Raw genomic sequence first — 18,966 nt, 5'->3', positions numbered from 1 at the left:
AATCAGCGTCAGGATGATTTATTCTATGCCAGCCTGTGCCAAAATAGCACCTCACGCGGCGATACCGCACAGAGATAACCCGGCAAAACGTTTTCAGGAACAAGGTTCAATTCATGCAGGATCGTAATTTTGACGATATGGCCGAAAAGTTTTCGCGCAATATCTACGGCACAACGAAAGGACGTATCCGTCAGGCCGTGCTGGGTCAGGATCTGCAGGAGTTGATGAAGACTTTGCCGCAGCGGCCGTTACGTATTCTTGATGCAGGCGGTGGCGAAGGGCAAATGGCCTGCGAACTGGCCGCTTTAGGACATCAGGTCTTGTTGTGCGATCTCTCCGGTGAGATGATCCGTCGCGCGCAGGCTGCGGCGATTGAAAAAGGTGTGAGCGACAACATGCAATTTGTACATTGTCCCGCTCAGCACATCGCTGAACATTTGGAAGCGCCGGTTGATCTGATATTGTTTCACGCGGTCATTGAATGGCTTGCGGAACCCCAGCAGGCGCTGGCTGCACTGACCGATTGCCTGGTGCCGGGTGGCGCAATCTCGCTGATGTTTTACAATATCCACGGTCTGGTCATGCGGCACATGATTCTGGGAAATTTCGGTCATGTTGAAGCCGGCGTGCCAAAAATCAAAAAGAGCTCCCTGTTGCCCGATCATCCGCTGGAACCTGCGCAGGTCTATCAGTGGCTGGAAGAGCTTGGGATGCAGATAAGCGGCAAAACCGGTGTTAGAGTATTCCACGATTATTTGCGAAACAGACAACAACATAAGCAGGATTTTGACGAGCTTCTGGCGCTGGAACAGCGTTATTGCCGCCAGGAACCTTTTGTTAGTTTGGGACGTTACATCCATGTGATGGCGCACAAACCCATTCTGAAGGACGAATTATGAGTGAATTTTCCCAGACTGTACCCGAACTGGTCGCCTGGGCACGGAAAAATGATTTCTCAATTTCGCTGCCAACGGAGCGGCTGGCTTTTCTTCTAGCAATTGCCACGTTAAACAGCGAGCGCCTTGATGGGGAAATGAGTGAAGGTGAGCTGGTCGACGCATTTCGTCACGTCAGTAAAGGTTTCGAGCAGACAAACGAAACGGTCACCGCGCGTGCCAATAACGCCATCAATGATATGGTGCGTCAGCGTCTGCTCAACCGTTTTGTCAGCGAACTGGCGGATGGCAATGCCATTTATCGCCTGACGCCGCTGGCCATCGGTATTTCAGATTATTATATCCGTCAGCGCGAATTTTCTACCCTGCGATTGTCTATGCAATTGTCGATTGTTGCGCAGGAGCTTAAACGTGCGGCCGATGCCGCCGAAGAGGGTGGCGATGATTTCCACTGGCACCGCAACGTTTATGCACCGCTGAAATATTCCGTCGCTGAAATTTTTGACAGCATCGACATGACCCAGCGGATTATGGATGAGCAGCAACAGGGCGTGAAAGATGATATCGCCGGGCTGCTCAACAAAGACTGGCGTGCGGCCATTTCCAGCTGTGAAATCCTCCTGTCAGAAACCTCGGGCACGCTGCGTGAATTGCAGGATACGCTGGAAGCCGCGGGCGACCTGTTGCAGGCGCACCTGTTGCGTATTCAGGATGCCACGATGGTGGAAATGGATCTGAGCTTCGTCGACAAACTGGTCTTCGATTTACAGAACAAACTCGACCGCATCACCAGCTGGGGCCAGCAGGCGATTGACCTGTGGATTGGCTACGACCGCCACGTGCATAAATTTATCCGTACGGCTATCGACATGGATAAAAACCGCGTATTTGCGCAGCGTCTGCGCCAGTCGGTTCAGAACTATTTTGACCAGCCCTGGACGCTGACGTTTGCCAATGCGGATCGCTTGCTGGATATGCGTGATGAAGAACTGGCCTTACGCAGCGAGGAAGTCACTGGTGAATTACCGCCGGATCTGGAATTTGAAGAATTTAACGAAATCCGCGAACAGCTTGCGGCATTGATTGAACAGGCATTACAGGTCTATCAACAACAGAAAACGCCGCTCAATCTGGGCATGGTAATGCGCGAATATCTCAAACAGTATCCGCGTGCCCGACACTTTGATGTCGCGCGAATTGTGGTCGACCAGGCAGTTCGCCTTGGTGTGGCTGAAGCAGATTTTTCAGGGTTGCATGCCGAATGGCAGGCAATCAATGATTACGGAGCCAAGGTGCAGGCCCATGTCATCGACAAATATTGAACACATAATGCCAGCTAAGCTGGCGCAGGCACTGGCAAATTCAGTGTTTCCTGCTCTCGACAGCCAGCTGCGTTCTGGCCGCCATATCGGCATCGATGAACTCGATAACCACGCTTTCCTGATGGATTATCAGGAAGAAATGGAGTTGTTTTACAGCCGCTACAGCGTAGAGCTAATCCGGGCACCGGAAGGTTTCTTCTATTTGCGTCCGCGCTCGACGACGCTGATCCCCCGTTCGGTGCTTTCCGAGCTGGACATGATGGTCGGGAAAATTCTCTGCTATCTGTATCTCAGCCCGGAACGCCTTGCGCACGAAGGGATTTTTACCCAGCAGGAACTCTATGATGAACTGCTGAGTCTGGCCGATGAAAACAAGCTGCTGAAATATGTCAATCAGCGCTCAACCGGATCGGATTTAGACCGCCAGAAATTACAGGATAAAGTCCGTACCTCTTTGAACCGTCTGCGCCGTCTGGGCATGGTGTATTTCATGGGTGTCGACAGCAGCAAATTCCGTATCACCGAAGCGGTATTCCGTTTTGGCGCGGATGTTCGCAGCGGCGATGATGCCCGTGAAGCACAGTTACGGATGATCCGTGACGGCGAAGCGATGCCCGTCGACAGTGCGTTGTCACTGAATGACGAAAGCGAAGAGGGCGAATTGCAGGCAGGGCATCAGGGACCTGATAGCGCAGAGGATGAACAGGAATGATTGAACGCGGTAAATTTCGCTCACTGACGCTGGTTAACTGGAACGGGTTCTTTGCCCGGACTTTTGACCTCGATTCACTGGTCACCACGCTTTCCGGCGGTAACGGTGCGGGTAAATCCACTACCATGGCCGCGTTTGTTACGGCGCTGATCCCCGATCTGACACTGCTGCACTTCCGTAATACTACGGAAGCCGGCGCAACCTCAGGTTCCCGCGATAAAGGTCTGCACGGCAAATTGCGTGCGGGCGTGTGTTACTCGGTGCTGGATGTCGTTAACTCGCGCCACCAGCGCATTGTGGTTGGCGTACGTTTGCAACAGGTTGCAGGCCGTGACCGCAAAGTTGACATTAAACCGTTTACTATTCAGGGCTTGCCGGTTGCGGTTAATCCGACGGAAATGCTGACGGAAACGGTGGGAGAGCGCCAGGCTCGTGTGCTGTCTTTGCAGGAGCTGAAAGACCGCGTCGAAGCCATGGAAGGTGTCCAGTTTAAGCAGTTCAACTCGATCACCGATTACCATGCGCTGATGTTCGACCTGGGTGTCATCCCGCGTCGTTTACGTTCGGCATCTGACCGGAGCAAGTTCTATCGTCTGATTGAAGCCTCGCTGTACGGGGGGATTTCCAGCGCCATCACACGTTCCCTGCGCGACTACTTGTTGCCGGAAAACAGCGGTGTGCGTAAGGCTTTCCAGGATATGGAAGCCGCGCTGCGTGAAAACCGCATGACGCTTGAAGCTATTCGCGTAACGCAATCCGACCGTGACCTGTTCAAGCATCTGATTTCTGAAGCGACATCTTACGTGGCGGCTGACTATATGCGCCACGCCAATGAACGTCGTATTCACCTCGATGGCGCGCTGGTCTTGCGTAACGATTTGCTTACCAGCCGGAAACAGCTGTCCGGCGAGCAATACCGTCATGTCGAAATGGCGCGTGAACTGGCCGAGCAGAGCGGTTCGCAAAGTGATCTGGAAACCGATTATCAGGCCGCCAGCGATCATCTCAGTCTTGTGCAGACCGCGATGCGTCAGCAGGAAAAAATCGAGCGTTATGAAGGTGATCTCGAAGAGCTGACGTACCGTCTGGAAGAACAGAATGAAGTCGTGGCGGAAGCCAGCGAACTGCATGCTGAACATGAAGCGCGAGCCGAGGCCGCCGAGCTTGAAGTCGATGAGCTGAAAAGCCAGCTTGCCGATTACCAGCAGGCGCTGGACGTTCAGCAAACCCGTGCGATTCAATACCAGCAGGCGTTGCAGGCCATTGAACGTGCGCGCGACCTGTGCCAGATCCCTGACCTGAGCACCCAAAACAGCGAAGAATGGCTGGAAACATTCCAGAGCAAAGAGCAGGAAGCCACAGAAATCCTGCTCCAGCTGGAACAAAAAATGAGCGTGGCATCAGCGGCGCACAATCAGTTTGAAACTGCGTATCAGCTGGTGGTGAAAATCGCCGGTGAAGTCAGCCGCAGTCAGGCCTGGCAAACCGCGCGTGAATTATTACGCGACTGGTCTTCTCAGCAGCATCAGGCGGAGCGCGTCGAACCGCTGCGCATGCGTTTGTCCGAGCTTGAAGGCCGTCTTCGTGAGCAGCAGGACGCTGAGCGTCAGTTGCAGGAATTCTGTAAACGCACCGGCCAGGATGTGCAACCGGAAGATCTGGACGAAATGCAGCGCGAGCTGGAAGTGCAGATTGAAGAGTTGCAGGGTGTGGTTTCACAGGCCGGTGAACGCCGCATGGCAATGCGTCAGGAACTCGAGCAGGTTCAGTCGCGTATCCGTGAACTGACTGCCCGTGCGCCGGTCTGGCTGGCCGCTCAGGAAGCACTGAGCCAGCTGAGTGAGCAAAGTAAGGAACCGCTGGAAAACAGCCAGCAGGTGACGGAATACATGCAGCAGTTGCTGGAAACCGAACGTGAAACGACGGTTGAACGCGATGAAGTCGCTGCACGTAAGCGCCGCATCGAAGGCCAGATCACCCGTCTGAGCCAGCCAAGCGGTGCGGAAGATTCCCGCATGATTGCGCTGGCCGAACGTTTCGGTGGCGTACTGCTCTCCGAGATTTATGACGACGTCACCATCGACGACGCGCCGTATTTCTCCGCGCTGTATGGCCCGTCACGTCACGCGATCGTCGTGCCTGATCTGTCGTTGATCCGCGATCAGCTCGACGGGCTGGACGATTGTCCGGAAGACCTCTATCTGATCGAAGGGGATCCGCAGTCATTTGACGATAACGTCTTTGAAGTGGAAGAAATGCAGGGCGCGGTGCTGGTCAAAACCGGCGACCGCCAGTGGCGTTATTCCCACTTCCCGCAGGTGCCGCTGTTTGGTCGTGCCGCGCGTGAAAATCGCCTGGAAACCCTGCATAAAGAACGTGAAACATTATCCGAGCGTTACGCGACACTGTCGTTTGACGTCCAGAAAATCCAGCGCGCGCATCAGGCGTTCAGCCGTTTCATCGGCAGCCATCTGGCCGTTGCTTTTGATGCCGATCCTGAAGCAGAAATCCGCACACTGAGCGGGCGTCGTGGTGAGCTCGAGCGTGCCCTGAATGCGCACGAAAGCCAGAATCAGCAGCAACGTCAGCAATACGAACAGGCTAAAGAAGCCGTCGCGATGCTGAACAAATTGCAGCCGCGTGTTGGTTTGTTATGCGATGAAACGCTGATCGACCGTGTGGAAGAAATCCGTGAAGAAATGGATGAAGCGCAGGATTCTGCCCGTTTCATCCAGCAGCATGGAATTTCTCTGGGCAAACTCGAACCGCTGGTCTCGGTGTTACAAAGCGACCCGGAACAGCACGAGCAGCTGAAAGAAGATTATGCGCAGGCTCAGCATGCACAGCGTCTGGCGAAACAGCAGGCGTTTGCCCTGACCGAAGTCGTTCAGCGTCGCGCTCACTTCGGCTACACCGATTCTGCCGGTATGCTCAATGAAAACAGTGACCTGAATGACAAACTGCGTCAACGCCTCGAGCATGCGGAAGCTGAACGTACCCGCGCCCGTGAGCAGATGCGGCAGCATCAGACCCAGCTGACGCAATACAGTCAGGTTCTGGCATCCCTGAAAAGTTCGTTTGATGCCAAACGCGACATGCTCAAAGAGCTGAGCCAGGAATTGCAGGATATTGGCGTTCAGGCCGATCCGAACGCCGAAGCGCGCGCCAAAACGCGCCGCGATGAATTGCATACTGCCCTCAGTACGAACCGTGCGCGCTGCAACCAGCTCGAAAAACAGATTACTTTCTGTGAAGCCGAGATGGACAATTTGCAGAAGAAATTGCGTAAGCTCGAACGCGATTACCATCAGAGCCGTGAGCAGGTGGTGACGTCGAAAGCCGGATGGTGCGCCGTGATGCGTCTGGTGAAAGATAATGGCGTTGAGCGCCGTCTTCACCGCCGCGAGCTGGCCTATATGGATGGCGACGAACTGCGTTCTATGTCGGATAAATCGCTCGGGGCGCTGCGTCTGGCGGTGTCTGACAACGAACATCTGCGCGATGTGCTGCGTCTTTCCGAAGATCCAAAACGTCCTGAGCGCAAAATTCAGTTTTACATTGCGGTCTATCAGCATCTGCGCGAGCGTATCCGTCAGGATATTATCCGCACAGACGATCCGGTGGAAGCCATCGAACAGATGGAAATCGAGCTGGGACGCCTGACTGAAGAGCTGACAGCGCGTGAACAACAACTGGCCATCAGTTCGAAGAGTGTGGCGAATATTATTCGCAAGACGATTCAGCGTGAGCAAAACCGTATCCGTCAGCTCAACCAGGGTCTGCAGGCCGTGGCGTTTGGTCAGGTCAAAAGTGTGCGTCTGAACGTCAATGTGCGTGAAGCCCATGCCGGTTTGCTGGATGTACTTTCTGAACAACAGGAACAGCATCAGGACTTGTTCAGCAGCAACCGTCTGACCTTCTCCGAAGCGCTGGCAAAACTGTATCAGCGCCTGAATCCGCAGATCGATATGGGGCAACGTACGCCGCAAACGATCGGTGAAGAACTGCTGGATTACCGTAACTACCTCGAAATGGAGGTGGAAGTTAACCGTGGTTCTGATGGCTGGCTGCGTGCAGAAAGTGGCGCACTGTCTACCGGTGAAGCGATCGGTACAGGTATGTCGATTCTGGTGATGGTGGTTCAGAGTTGGGAAGATGAATCGAGCCGCATGCGTGGTAAAGATATTTCGCCTTGTCGTCTTCTGTTCCTCGACGAAGCGGCCCGTCTGGATGCCAAATCTATCGCTACGCTGTTTGAGCTTTGCGACCGGTTGGAAATGCAGCTTATTATCGCGGCGCCAGAAAATATCAGCCCGGAAAAAGGCACGACTTACAAACTGGTGCGTAAAGTGTTCGGCAATAACGAACACGTGCATGTAGTGGGTTTACGTGGTTTTGCTCCGGAGCTTCCGGCACTGGCAACGACAGAAGCCGACGTTTCCTGATCCGTTTCTGAAGTCCTGACGCCCTGGTATTTGACCGGGGCGTTTTTTTATTGTTTTCGGCTCCTTATTTTCTTCATACTTCTTTCCTTAAATATTGATTTACTCTCAGAATATTACTTATTCATTTCTCTGATACTTTCTTAAGAATATGTCTTAGTCATAAATAACAATTAAGACATTTTCAAATACCTGGCTGAATAGTGAGCTAATGCTTTGCCGCAGAATGGAAAGTACACAATGAAGTCTTTATTTCGGCTGACGGCTGGCTTAGAGTCTTTACGTGAGATACGGACTCTATTGCATTGAGTTCCTACGCAAAAAAAGAATTCTCTTTATATACTTAATCCAAGAGCTGCTGGCTTAATTTTGGGGATCAAATTGGGCAATTTATCGGGAGGCAAGGGAAAATGTTAATGAATCAAAGGTCTCTCAGGTTTTTAGTCGCCAGCTGTCTGCTGGCAAGCGGTCTGTCGCCATGGTTTTCTGCCTGGGCCGCAGTACCCACTATGCCGGTAGGAAAAACTACGCTATCCAGCGTTCAGAGCATGAGTCAGTTGCAGGCCGAACTGGCGCCGCGCGGCATTCGTCCGCTGTATCTATCATCTTTGTCCTCACTTTACGCTGCCAACCATATGGAGCCGATGTGGAATGACAGGGGATCCATCCAGATTTTCCAGCAGCAATTAGCTGAGCTGGCGATTTCAGGCATTCAGCCGCAGTTTACGCAATGGGTTAAATGGCTGACGGATCCTGAGGTCAAGGGAATGGCGCGCGATGTTGTGTTGTCCGATGCAATGCTGGGGTATTTGCAATTTACCAGCAGCGTCGAAGCCAATGGTGACAAATGGCTTTACAGCAACGTGCCATACAAAATGACTACGCCGCCGCTGACGGTCATTAACCAGTGGCAACTGGCTGTACGTCAGGGTGACACGGCGCGGTATCTGTCAACGCTGACGCCACAGCATCCTTATTACGCCAAAATGCACGATGCCCTGAAGCTGATGCTGGCAGACAATCGTCCGTGGCCCGTGATGAACGGCGCGGCGAGTTTGCGTCCCGACCAAATCAGCGATGACGTGCCTGCGCTGCGTGAAATCCTGACCCGAACGGGCATGATGGTGGCGTCCCCGGCAGAGGCTAAATCGCCGAAACCGACCGATGAAACTATTGCGCCTAACGTACCGGGAAGTGCCGCGAATGACGATTTGTCTGTCGATGAGGCCGCCGACAAAGCGCAACCAGCGACACCGGCGGTCAGTCCTTCTGCGACTTCGGTTCAGGATGTGTTGCCGACGGTTCAGGCTGGTGATACACCTGCTCCGGCCGCGCCGGTTGCTGTGTCGAATAATCAGTACACGCCGGATCTGGTCGAAGCCGTTAAGCGCTTTCAGAAATGGCAGGGGCTGGAAGCTGACGGCATTATTGGCGGACGTACGCGCCAGTGGCTGAATGCATCTCCGCAATTGCGTGCCACATTGCTGGCGCTAAACATTCAACGTTTACGTATTCTTCCGGGCAATGTTAATACGGGCATTATGGTGAATATTCCCAACTATCAGCTTACGTATTATCTCAACGGTAGCGAGGTTTTATCCTCGCGGGTCATTGTCGGGCGTCCGAGCCGCAAAACGCCGTTAATGAGCAGCGCGCTGAATAACGTTGTGGTCAATCCGCCGTGGAACGTGCCAACAACTTTAGTGCGTGAAGACATTGTGCCTAAGGCCATGAATAACCCATCGTACTTCCAGCAGCACGGTTACCAGGTGTTGTCCGGCTGGAGTAATGATGCGGAAGTGATTGATCCGGCGATGATTGACTGGGCTATGGTTTCGCCAGGTCATTTCCCGTATCGCATTCGTCAGGCACCGGGCGCGAGCAATTCCCTTGGCCGGTATAAATTCAATATGCCGAGCTCAGATGCTATTTATCTGCATGATACGCCTAACCACAACCTGTTCAGCAAAGACATTCGTGCGCTGAGTTCAGGGTGCGTTCGCGTAAACAAAGCGTCGGAACTGGCCAATATGTTGTTACAGGATGCGGGCTGGAACGATACCCGAATTTCTTCAGCGCTTCAGGGCGGTAATACGACGTATGTAGCGATCCGTCATCACATACCGGTAAAACTGTTCTATCTGACGGCCTGGGTGGCTGACGACGGTAAGCCGCAATTCCGTACAGATATTTACAATTACGATGCGACTGTGCGATCAGGTGCACAAATTTTGCCTCAGGCTGAAATATTGCTCCAATAAATGCAGTAAAACTAATCTGATAAGGGTCTGAATACTTGGCCCGACAACGAGCGTGAGCCACTGGCACGCTCGTTTTGCTTTGCAGGGTCCCTTGACTCGCGGAAATTTGGCGGTTAAGGTTCAAAACGGTTCCGAATGGGGCTTATTTTTGACTCTCTTACCGGATAGTAAACTGTTCATGAATGAAATCGACAAACATCGCCGTAAATGGCTGGCATTAGGCAGTGCCGCTATGGGGATTGCATTGCTTCCGGGTCGTGCATTCGCCACTCTTTCCACACCTCGTCCGCGTATTTTAGTGGTTAACAATCTGAATACCGGCGAAACCCTCAAAACTGAGTTTTTTGATGGAAAGCGTTATAACAAGGATGAGTTGGCCCGGTTGAATCATCTGTTCAGGGACTATCGTGCGGAAAAAGTAAAAAGCATCGATCCCGCGCTTTTCGATCACCTCTATCGTTTGCAGGTTATGCTCGGCGGAACGAATAAACCGGTTCAGTTAATTTCCGGCTACCGTTCTCTGGCGACCAATAACAGCATGCGTGAACCGGGGAGCGGCGTAGCAAAACATAGCTACCACACGCTCGGGCAGGCCATGGATTTCCATATTCAGGGCATCGAACTGAGCAATATCCGCAAAGCAGCATTAAAAATGCGGATGGGTGGTGTAGGATATTATCCACGAAGTAACTTTGTGCACATTGATACCGGGCCAGCACGAACCTGGTAGAGTGCGTAATTAATGGCCTGCCCAAACGGACAGGCCATTTTGTGGAGCCCTATGAAATTCCATCTTATTACTGTCACGGCGTTCAGCCAGAATTGCTCACTGATTTGGTGTACGAAAACGAATCAGGCCGCGCTTGTCGATCCGGGCGGAGAAGCAGCAAAAATTATCCGCGAAGTTTCCGACAAAGGTGTGCTGGTTACGCAAGTTTTGCTGACACACGGCCATCTTGATCACGTCGGCGCCGCAGCTGAACTGGCTGCCCATTATCAGGTGCCGATCATCGGGCCACAAAAGGAAGATCAGTTCCTGCTCGATGCGTTGCCAACGCAAAGCCAGATGTTCGGCCTTGATCATTGTGACCCGCTGACGCCAGACACCTGGCTGGAAGAAGGGGATACCGTGAGCGTGGGCGAAGAAATACTCTCTGTGCTGCATTGCCCGGGACATACGCCGGGACACATTGTTTTTATCAATGATAAAGCGCGTCTGGCGATTTCCGGTGATGTGATTTTTAAAGGCGGAGTAGGGCGCAGTGATTTCCCGCGCGGGGATCATCAGGCGCTGATTCACTCTATCAAAACAAAATTATTGCCGTTGGGTGATGATATCGTCTTTATTCCGGGTCACGGACCTATGTCCGATTTTGGCTATGAACGTAAAACCAACCCCTTCCTGCAGGATGAAATGCCGGTCTGGTAAACGTTTTTTGGCTAACAGAATACAAAAAGCCCGTCAGTTTCCTGACGGGCTTTTTAATGGAATTCAGAACGTCGAATTCTTACAGCACGGCGACAATGGCTTCACACAACGGCGCCATATTTTCGAGCGTAATACCGGCCACGTTGATACGGCCAGAGTTCACCGCGTAAACGCCGAATTCTTCACGCAGACGCAGCACCTGATCTTTGGTCAGGCCGCTGAATGAGAACATCCCGTTCTGATTGATGATGAAGCTGAAATCCTGCTGCGCGCCTTTTTCCTGCAACGTGCTCACAAACAGCTGACGCATGCGGTGAATACGCTGACGCATATCGCTCAGCTCCTGCTCCCACAGCGTGCGGAGTGCTTCGTTACCCAGAATAGTGGCAACAACGGCTGCGCCGTGTGCGGGCGGGTTGGAGTAGTTTGCACGGATAACGGATTTCACCTGGCTGAATGCGCGGTCTGCGGTTTCAGCATCAGCCGTCACCAGAGTACAGGCACCCACGCGCTCATTGTATAACCCGAAGTTTTTCGAGTAAGAACTCGCGACCAGCAATTCTTTGTGATTCGCCACAAACAGACGCAGCCCGGCGGCGTCTTCTTCCAGACCTTTAGCAAAACCCTGATAAGCGAAATCAAACAGCGGCAACCAGCCTTTGGCGACAGACAATTCCGCCAGCTGAGCCCACTGTTCTGCCGTCGGATCAATGCCCGTCGGGTTGTGGCAGCAGCCATGGAATAACACCACGTCGCCAGCTTGTGCTTCGCTCAGGCTTTTCAACATGCCGTCAAAGTCGAGGCTGTGATTGGCGGCGTCGTAATAATTGTATTCTGCCACTTCCAGACCGGAAGCTGAGAAAACGCCTTTATGGTTTGGCCAGCTTGGGTTGCTGACCCACACGCGTCTGGCGCTGGTCTGAGTGGCGATAAAATCGGCAGCAATACGCAATGCGCCGGTACCGCCCGGGGTTTGTGCGGTGCGGGCACGTTTGTCGGCAATCACAGCGCTGTTTTTGCCAAACAGCAATTCCTGCGTGCAGCGTGCGAAATCAGGTAACCCGTCGATGCTCAGATAGGTTTTTGTCGTTTCATTTTCCAACAAGAATTGTTCGGCTTTCTTCACACTGGCGAGAACCGGCGTTTTACCGGTTTCATCTTTATAAACACCAATCCCCAGATTGATTTTATTTGAGCGGTCGTCCGCGCGGAAAAGATCGGAAAGACCCAGAATCGGGTCGGCGGGTGCTGCAGTGATTTTTTCAAACATGTTGGAAATTTCCATAGCCTGATATTACGAAAGAGGGCATCAGGGTAACGCCGGAGCCTCTTTTTGCCAACCGTTTGCGGGAAAAAGAAAGCAGAGTTGTGAGAAAGCGTACGAGATTAAAATAATTTATGAGATAGGGTGGCAAAGCCCTTTTCAGGCAAATGCTAAAAAAGCAAAAGACAGAGCCGAAGCCCTGCCTTGATATCCACTTTGATGCGCCCGAAAGCGCATCGTTAAGCGATATTAGAACTGGTATTGCAGACCAACACCAACAACGTTGTCAGTGCTCACACCAGCTGCTTTGGTGTAATCAGTGTCATCCAACAGGTTGATTTTATAGTCAACATAGGTAGACATGTTTTTGTTGAAGTAGTAGTAGGTACCCACTTCAATATATTTGACCAGGTCAGCATCGCCGCCAGCATAGGTAGCGCCATTGCCAGACAGACCAGTCAGGTCCTTACCTTTAGATTGCAAGTATGCGATAGATGGACGCAGGCCGAAGTCGAACTGGTATTGCGCAACAACTTCGAAGTTTTGAGTTTTGTTCGCGATGAGTGAAGAATCACCAGCATAAGCTGTGGTGTTCAGAGATTCACCGTAGAACGCTGCCAGGTAAAGGTTGTTCGCATCGTATTTAGTACCGAATGCGTATGCAGAGGCTTTATCACCATTACCATCAAGTTTCTGAGTATTAGTACGGTTTGAAGAGAAGTACGCGCCAGTAATGCTCACGCCGGAGTTGCCGATTGCGTAAGCGGCAGAAGTACCCCAGCCGTCACCGTTCTGATTGATTGCAGAACTACGTGGAACAGAGGTAATGCCATTAACGGTTGTTTCAGCGTTACGATCGTTCTCGTTTTTACCCTGATACTGAACAGCAAAGCTCAGGCCATCAACCAGGCCGAAGAAGTTGCTGTTACGGTAAGTAGCCAGACCATTTGCACGACCAACCATGAAGTTGTCGTTATTCTGGTACATGGTATCATCGCCGAACACTGGCAGTTGGTCAGTGTAGGACATTACGTCGTAAATTACGCCGTAGTTACGACCATAGTCGAAAGAACCTGCATCACCGAATTTCAGACCTGCAAAGCCCAGACGAGTTTTGTTACCTTTGTCGCCATCGCTTTCAGCATGGTTAGCCTGAACGTTGTATTCCCACTGGCCGTACCCGGTCAGTTGGTCAGTAATTTGAGTTTCGCCTTTGAAGCCGAAACGAACATAAGTTTGGTCACCGTCACTGCCGGTGTCATCAGAGAACTGGTGGCGTGCATCAACTTTACCGTACAGGTCCAGTTTGTTGCCGTCTTTGTTATAGATTTCTGCTGCATTAGCTGCACCAGCAACTAACAGAGCTGGGATTACCACTGCAAGAATGTTGCGCTTCATCATTATTATTACCCTCATTGGTTTTATTCGGACACCTGCCACTGCCGTGAATAATTCTTTACGGAACTATTCATGAAAGTTTGGTGTCTCCTGTGTCTGAACGCACTATTCCATCCGAGGTTCGCTTAATCCATAGCGAAAATGCTACTAAATTACTAAATATGTTTCAGTGGGAAAAATTGTATTTCAAAATGTGAATTTTACGGAACTTTGTGACGGGGATCTATCTTTAAAAATGACAAAGGCCAGCTAAGCTGGCCTTTGAATTGTGGCAATTTTGTAAAATAAAAATACGTTACTTAATTAGAAGGTTGCATTACGTGGTGTGCGCGGGAACGGGATCACATCACGCACGTTTTGGACGCCGGTCACATAAGCAACTAAACGCTCAAAACCTAACCCGAAGCCAGAGTGTGGCACGGTGCCGTAACGACGAAGATCGCGATACCACCAATAATCTTCTTGTTTAAGTCCCATCTCAGCCATACGCGCGTCCAATACATCCAGACGTTCCTCACGCTGAGAACCCCCGATAATCTCACCAATGCCCGGTGCCAGAACATCCATCGCGGCAACCGTCTTGCCGTCGTCGTTCAGGCGCATATAGAAAGATTTGATATCTTTAGGATAATTTTTCACAACGACCGGCGCTTTAAAATGCTGCTCAGCAAGATAGCGTTCGTGTTCTGATGAAAGATCCACACCCCATGAAACCGGGTTTTCGAATTTCTGGCCGCAATTCATTAGGATTTCTACTGCATCGGTGTAATCCACCTGCGCGAAATCGGAGGTTACAAAACGCTCCAGGCGCGCAACAGCATCTTTGTCTACGCGTTCTGCAAAAAAGGCCATATCGTCTGAACGTTCGTTAAGAACGGCCTGAAAAACATACTTCAGCATGTTTTCAGCCAGTGACGCGATATCGTCAAGCGTTGCAAAAGCGATTTCAGGTTCAACCATCCAGAACTCAGCGAGGTGGCGGCTGGTGTTGGAGTTTTCTGCACGGAATGTCGGGCCGAAGGTGTAAACCTTGGAGAGCGCGCAAGCATAGGCTTCGCCGTTAAGCTGGCCGGAAACGGTCAGGAAAGATTCTTTACCGAAGAAGTCTTCGCTGAAATCCACTTCGCCTTTGTCGGTACGCGGCAGGTTTTGCAGATCCAGCGTGGAAACGCGGAACATCTCGCCTGCGCCTTCAGTATCAGAAGCAGTGATCAGCGGAGTTGATACCCAGAAGTAGCCGTTTTCGTGATAGAAACGGTGAATCGCCTGAGACAGGGTGTTACGCACGCGGGCAACCGCACCAATCAGGTTTGTGCGCGGACGCAGGTGAGCTACTTCACGTAAATATTCGATGCTGTGGCGTTTTGCCGCCATCGGATAAGTATCAGGATCATCCACCCAGCCCACGACTTTAACGGCCGTTGCCTGCAGCTCGAAACTCTGGCCTTCGCCAGGTGAAGCCACAACGGTACCCGTCACTTCAACTGAGCAACCGGTCGTCAGGCGCAGAACGTCTTCCTGATAATTGGGCAGAGAATTATTGACGACGGCCTGTAATGGATTAAAGCAGGAGCCGTCATAAACGGCGACGAATGAGATACCAGCTTTAGAATCTCTCCGGGTACGTACCCAACCGCGTACGGTGACTTCACTGTCAACCGCAGCACGGCCTTGCAGTACGTCGACTACAGGCACAACGCTCATAGATTTCTCTCTTTCTTTATATACAGATGTTGGCTAAGAAATAATGGACACCCTGTAAAAAGGGATTTTGCTATGTTACTTAGCCTTTCTCAGGACACAAGCAGAAATCGTCATCGTCTGCCAAGAATTCTCAGGCAGAAGGATGGATTGGCTGAAATTATTAACCGAACGAATGAAAGCCGAGCGAATTAAATCGTATCTATATAAAGGAAGAGAATGCGAGGCATTATTACGAGGGAAAATACATCACTGTGCCGGCGTTCATTTTCCGGCACAGTGTTTATGTCTTAAGATGCTTTCTTAACCAGCGGCAGATCGAATGCCTTACGCAAGGCTTTTACAAACGCTTTATCCTGGCAGATCGTTTTTCCCGGGCTATCAGAAAGTTTTGCTACCGGTTTGCCATTGCACTGAACCAGTTTGATCACGATGTTCAGCGGTTTGACGTGCGGGATATTACAGGTCAGACGCGTGCCGATACCAAATACCAGATTCACCCGCTGATGGAAGTGCCGGTATAAATGCAGCGCTTTATCCAGGTCAAGATTGTCGGAAAACACCAACGTTTTGGTCATGGGGTCAATTCCGAGCGACTGATAATGTGCAATCGCTTTTTCACCCCATTCAACCGGATCTCCGGAATCATGACGCAGGCCCTGATACGCGTTGGCGAATTTTGTTCCGAAATCACGCAGGAAAGCATCCATGGTGATGCAGTCCGTGAGGGCAACACCCAGCTGATCGGGGTATTCGTCAAGCCAGGCTTGTAAGGCCGCGCGCTGGCTGTTCGCCAGAACCGGGCTGATTTGCTGATGCGCCTGGAACCACTCGTGCGCCTGTGTTCCAACCGGCGTCAGCTGCAATTTATGGGCTAAATCGTAGTTGCTGGTGCCGACCAGATAAGGGAATTCTTTTTTCAGCGTGGTGACGATCGCTTCCTGAACTTCACCGGAGAAACGGCGACGCGTGCCGAAATCCATCAGACGGAAAGCGGAAAGGTCAATGTCGGCAGCCTGTTCTTTGAAACTGGCGAGATTCTTACGCAGCTGATCGACCGCCATTTGCGCGGTAATATCCGGCGAGCGCTGACGGTGGACAACTTCACTGATGACAGCCAGCAGCGGCACTTCCCACATAATCACTTCACGCCACGGCCCTTCGATGCGGACGTGCAAATGCCCGTTGCGATCGGAGACGGTGACATGTTCAGGATTGTAGCGGAACGTTTTCAGCCAGTTCAGATAATCCTTCGTGAAGAAGGGCAACCCGGAAAGGTAGGTGAATTCGTCGTCGGTCAGCGCCAGCTGACTCATCATCTGGATCTGCTGACGAATTTCGCTGGCGTATTCGCCCAGCAGTTCATCACCACGGCAACGGAACTCGGCCACGACGTTAATAGTGCGATAGCGATGGTAAACCGCTTGCTGCATATGAAGCTTGTAGGCATCGGTATCTAACAGCGAAGTCAAAATCGGGGAGGCGTATGGAGTCATAGCGCGCTTACAGCATCCTCGTCAGAAACTGAGTGTTTGAACACAAACAACCGTTCCGTAAAAAAAACGTTTTGGATAAAACAGCAAAGTCTGTGAAGTATACCGTAATATCCTGTCAAAGAACCCTCATCACACCATAATTGTCTGCCGGTGGTCGAGGCTTAAATGTGCTCAAAGGCAGGCCGCATGCGGGAATATGGGGGTTTCCAAAAAAAATACAGCACAAAATGATTACACAAATTTAATTAACCTGACACCCGTTAAGGACAAAACCGGGGCATTTAGCCCCGGTTCAGGTCAGTTTCTTTCACAGAAACTGTTCATGATAATAAACGATCAGATGTTTTCCAGATTGATCCCGCGCGTCTTAGGGCCAAAAATTCCGATCACCAGCATGACAATCAGCATACTGACCACGATGAAGGCAATTACGCCCTGCGTGCCAGCGTACTGAAGGATCATACCAATCAGGATGCTGCTGAAAACGGTAGATAAACGGCTGAAGGAATAACAGAAACCTACCGCACGGGCGCGGATGTGTGTCGGAAATACCTCGGTCTGATACGCGTGATAGCTGAATGTCAGCCACGCGTTGGAATAGGTGATCAGGAAGCCACAAATGACCAGCATGACCGGTTGGGTCTGAAACGCGAAGAGGGTGCCGAAAATTACCGTCATCAGGGAAGAAAGGACGATTTGCCATTTGTTTTCGATCTTATCGGCATAACGGCTGCAAATCAGAGAACCCAGCGGATACGCCAGTGTAATAAAGAAGGCGTACAGCAAACTGTGGGTGACCGTTGTACCTTTGCCGGAAAGCAGGGCGGGCAACCAGTTGCCAAAACCAAAGAAACCGATGGCCTGGAAAAAGTTCATTACCGTCAGCATCAGCGTACGTTTGCGGTATTGAGATGACCAAATTTCCCTGAATGTGCCTTTTCGCGGTAATGCGCTGGCCTGTTCAGGCGCGACATATGCCGGGCTTTCGGCCACGCCGCAGCGCTTTTCCATCGCCGATACAACATTGTGCGCCTCTTCATTCCTTCCCTGTTGCGCCAGCCATCGGGCAGATTCAGGCAGGTTTTTACGCACAAACCAGATAATCAGTGAACACAACGCCCCGGCGATTACCACGTAACGCCAGCCCGTGAGGCCGAAGAAAGTCTGCGGAACGAGCCACCAGGACATCAGTGCGACGGCCGGAACCGAGAGGAACTGTATAAAGAAGGCGAACGCAAAGGCGCGGCTTCGCAGATGACTGGGAACCCATTCGGTCAGATAGGTATCAATAGTAACCAGTTCCAGACCGAGGCCAATTCCGACCAGAAAGCGGCAAAGAATGATCCCTTCCGCGCTGTTCTGGAATGCCATCAACAATGAAAAACAGCCGTACCACGCCAGTGCAAACATAAATGTCATGCGGCGGCCAAACCGGTCAGCGTTGGGTGCCAGCAGGCTTGCGCCGAAAAAAAGGCCCAAAAATGTCGAAGATGCGAAGGCGGCCTGATCGGAAATACCGAAAACACCGGCGCTGCCAATATGAAATATGTTTTCCGCGATCAAACCAGAACTAATGTATCCCGTCTGGAAAAGGTCGTAGAGTTCGAAGAATCCACCTAGCGAGAGCAAAATAATAAAACGCCATAGCCCGGCGGAAGCGGGGAGTGCGTCAATTCTGGCTGATAATGTATTGTTATGTAATGGTTTTTGTTTTTCCATCCCCAGTTCCGGGGCGCAGGTGTGACTCATCTTATTATTAGCCTCAGTGATTCATCGTATTCATGATCATGCTAATGACTCCTGATTGGATTTAAATATTGAATTTATGTAACGAAGAAGAAAATAGAGCATAAAAAACTGCGAAACAGACCGTTCCGGAAAGTACAGTATTATCGCGTCAGGATGTGATCCCGGTCTGATTTGTGAGTGCCGCGAAAAACAGAGACCTTTGGCGATATTTCTGTGTTTTGGTTGAAAGGTGCGCATACGCACTCACAAACTGGCAACAATCTGGGATTTCCTGATGCCTGTGTTAGAGTTTAGAG

Annotated in this window: 12 protein-coding genes; 7 read left to right on the top strand and 5 right to left on the bottom strand. The window is 51.4% G+C overall.

Annotation, left to right across the window (positions count from 1 at the left end; all coding sequences use genetic code 11):
• The first annotated feature begins 113 nt into the window (after positions 1–113).
• The 7 genes from cmoM (at position 114) to KWG64_RS06695 (ending at position 11,062) form a co-directional block, all read left to right on the top strand.
• Positions 114–899, top strand: a complete 786-nt coding sequence (cmoM, locus tag KWG64_RS06725; RefSeq protein WP_152324156.1) for a tRNA uridine 5-oxyacetic acid(34) methyltransferase CmoM — start codon at positions 114–116, stop codon at positions 897–899.
• Positions 896–2,218 carry a chromosome partition protein MukF gene (mukF, locus tag KWG64_RS06720; protein ID WP_218521337.1) on the top strand — a complete coding sequence of 441 codons (1,323 nt, stop codon included), beginning with the start codon at positions 896–898 and terminating at the stop codon, positions 2,216–2,218. The genes cmoM and mukF overlap by 4 nt, the downstream gene beginning before the upstream one ends.
• Positions 2,199–2,930, top strand: coding sequence for a chromosome partition protein MukE (mukE, locus tag KWG64_RS06715; protein WP_195812788.1), 732 nt, complete (start codon positions 2,199–2,201; stop codon positions 2,928–2,930). Before mukF ends, mukE begins: the two co-directional genes overlap by 20 nt.
• Entirely contained in the window at positions 2,927–7,375 is a 4,449-nt protein-coding gene (gene mukB / locus KWG64_RS06710) for a chromosome partition protein MukB (protein ID WP_218521336.1), read from the top strand. The genes mukE and mukB overlap by 4 nt, the downstream gene beginning before the upstream one ends.
• Before the next feature lie 407 nt (positions 7,376–7,782).
• Positions 7,783–9,633: a L,D-transpeptidase gene (gene ldtD / locus KWG64_RS06705; protein ID WP_218521335.1), complete on the top strand. Its 1,851-nt coding sequence runs from the start codon at positions 7,783–7,785 to the stop codon at positions 9,631–9,633.
• Positions 9,634–9,811: 178 nt separating this feature from the next.
• Positions 9,812–10,363, top strand: a complete 552-nt coding sequence (locus KWG64_RS06700) for a YcbK family protein (RefSeq protein WP_195824981.1) — start codon at positions 9,812–9,814, stop codon at positions 10,361–10,363.
• A 51-nt stretch (positions 10,364–10,414) separates the two neighbouring features.
• Positions 10,415–11,062 (top strand): MBL fold metallo-hydrolase, encoded by a 648-nt coding sequence (locus tag KWG64_RS06695; RefSeq protein WP_218521334.1) that lies wholly within the window; start codon positions 10,415–10,417, stop codon positions 11,060–11,062.
• Positions 11,063–11,141: 79 nt separating this feature from the next.
• Here KWG64_RS06695 and KWG64_RS06690 read toward each other — a convergent pair whose 3' ends face one another.
• From KWG64_RS06690 to KWG64_RS06670, 5 genes are all read right to left on the bottom strand, one after another.
• Positions 11,142–12,332, bottom strand: a complete 1,191-nt coding sequence (locus KWG64_RS06690; RefSeq protein WP_218521333.1) for an amino acid aminotransferase — start codon at positions 12,330–12,332, stop codon at positions 11,142–11,144.
• A 243-nt stretch (positions 12,333–12,575) separates the two neighbouring features.
• The gene (gene ompC, locus KWG64_RS06685) at positions 12,576–13,727 is read right to left on the bottom strand and encodes a porin OmpC (protein WP_305079890.1); all 1,152 of its coding nucleotides are present in this window, start codon (positions 13,725–13,727) and stop codon (positions 12,576–12,578) included.
• 300 nt (positions 13,728–14,027) lie between these two features.
• Positions 14,028–15,428: an asparagine--tRNA ligase gene (gene asnS, locus KWG64_RS06680; protein WP_195812783.1), complete on the bottom strand. Its 1,401-nt coding sequence runs from the start codon at positions 15,426–15,428 to the stop codon at positions 14,028–14,030.
• A 287-nt stretch (positions 15,429–15,715) separates the two neighbouring features.
• Positions 15,716–16,921, bottom strand: a complete 1,206-nt coding sequence (gene pncB / locus KWG64_RS06675) for a nicotinate phosphoribosyltransferase (protein WP_218521332.1) — start codon at positions 16,919–16,921, stop codon at positions 15,716–15,718.
• 336 nt (positions 16,922–17,257) lie between these two features.
• Positions 17,258–18,640, bottom strand: coding sequence for an MFS transporter (locus tag KWG64_RS06670; protein WP_195824401.1), 1,383 nt, complete (start codon positions 18,638–18,640; stop codon positions 17,258–17,260).
• Between the last annotated feature and the right edge of the window lie 326 nt (positions 18,641–18,966).

It is taken from the genome of Rahnella sp. PD12R (assembly GCF_019200965.1).
GTDB lineage: Bacteria > Pseudomonadota > Gammaproteobacteria > Enterobacterales > Enterobacteriaceae > Rahnella > Rahnella laticis.
Note: the sequence above shows the minus strand (reverse complement) of the source record. Positions and strands in the feature narration are given on the sequence as shown.

Coding starts and splice junctions, on each gene's coding strand:
- KWG64_RS06700 (WP_195824981.1), top strand. CDS start 9,812: ATGAATGAAATCGACAAACATCGCCGTAAATGGCTGGCATTAGGCAGT.
- cmoM (WP_152324156.1), top strand. CDS start 114: ATGCAGGATCGTAATTTTGACGATATGGCCGAAAAGTTTTCGCGCAAT.
- mukB (WP_218521336.1), top strand. CDS start 2,927: ATGATTGAACGCGGTAAATTTCGCTCACTGACGCTGGTTAACTGGAAC.
- KWG64_RS06695 (WP_218521334.1), top strand. CDS start 10,415: ATGAAATTCCATCTTATTACTGTCACGGCGTTCAGCCAGAATTGCTCA.
- mukE (WP_195812788.1), top strand. CDS start 2,199: ATGTCATCGACAAATATTGAACACATAATGCCAGCTAAGCTGGCGCAG.
- ompC (WP_305079890.1), bottom strand. CDS start 13,727: ATGATGAAGCGCAACATTCTTGCAGTGGTAATCCCAGCTCTGTTAGTT.
- asnS (WP_195812783.1), bottom strand. CDS start 15,428: ATGAGCGTTGTGCCTGTAGTCGACGTACTGCAAGGCCGTGCTGCGGTT.
- mukF (WP_218521337.1), top strand. CDS start 896: ATGAGTGAATTTTCCCAGACTGTACCCGAACTGGTCGCCTGGGCACGG.
- KWG64_RS06690 (WP_218521333.1), bottom strand. CDS start 12,332: ATGTTTGAAAAAATCACTGCAGCACCCGCCGACCCGATTCTGGGTCTT.
- ldtD (WP_218521335.1), top strand. CDS start 7,783: ATGTTAATGAATCAAAGGTCTCTCAGGTTTTTAGTCGCCAGCTGTCTG.
- pncB (WP_218521332.1), bottom strand. CDS start 16,921: ATGACTCCATACGCCTCCCCGATTTTGACTTCGCTGTTAGATACCGAT.
- KWG64_RS06670 (WP_195824401.1), bottom strand. CDS start 18,640: ATGGAAAAACAAAAACCATTACATAACAATACATTATCAGCCAGAATT.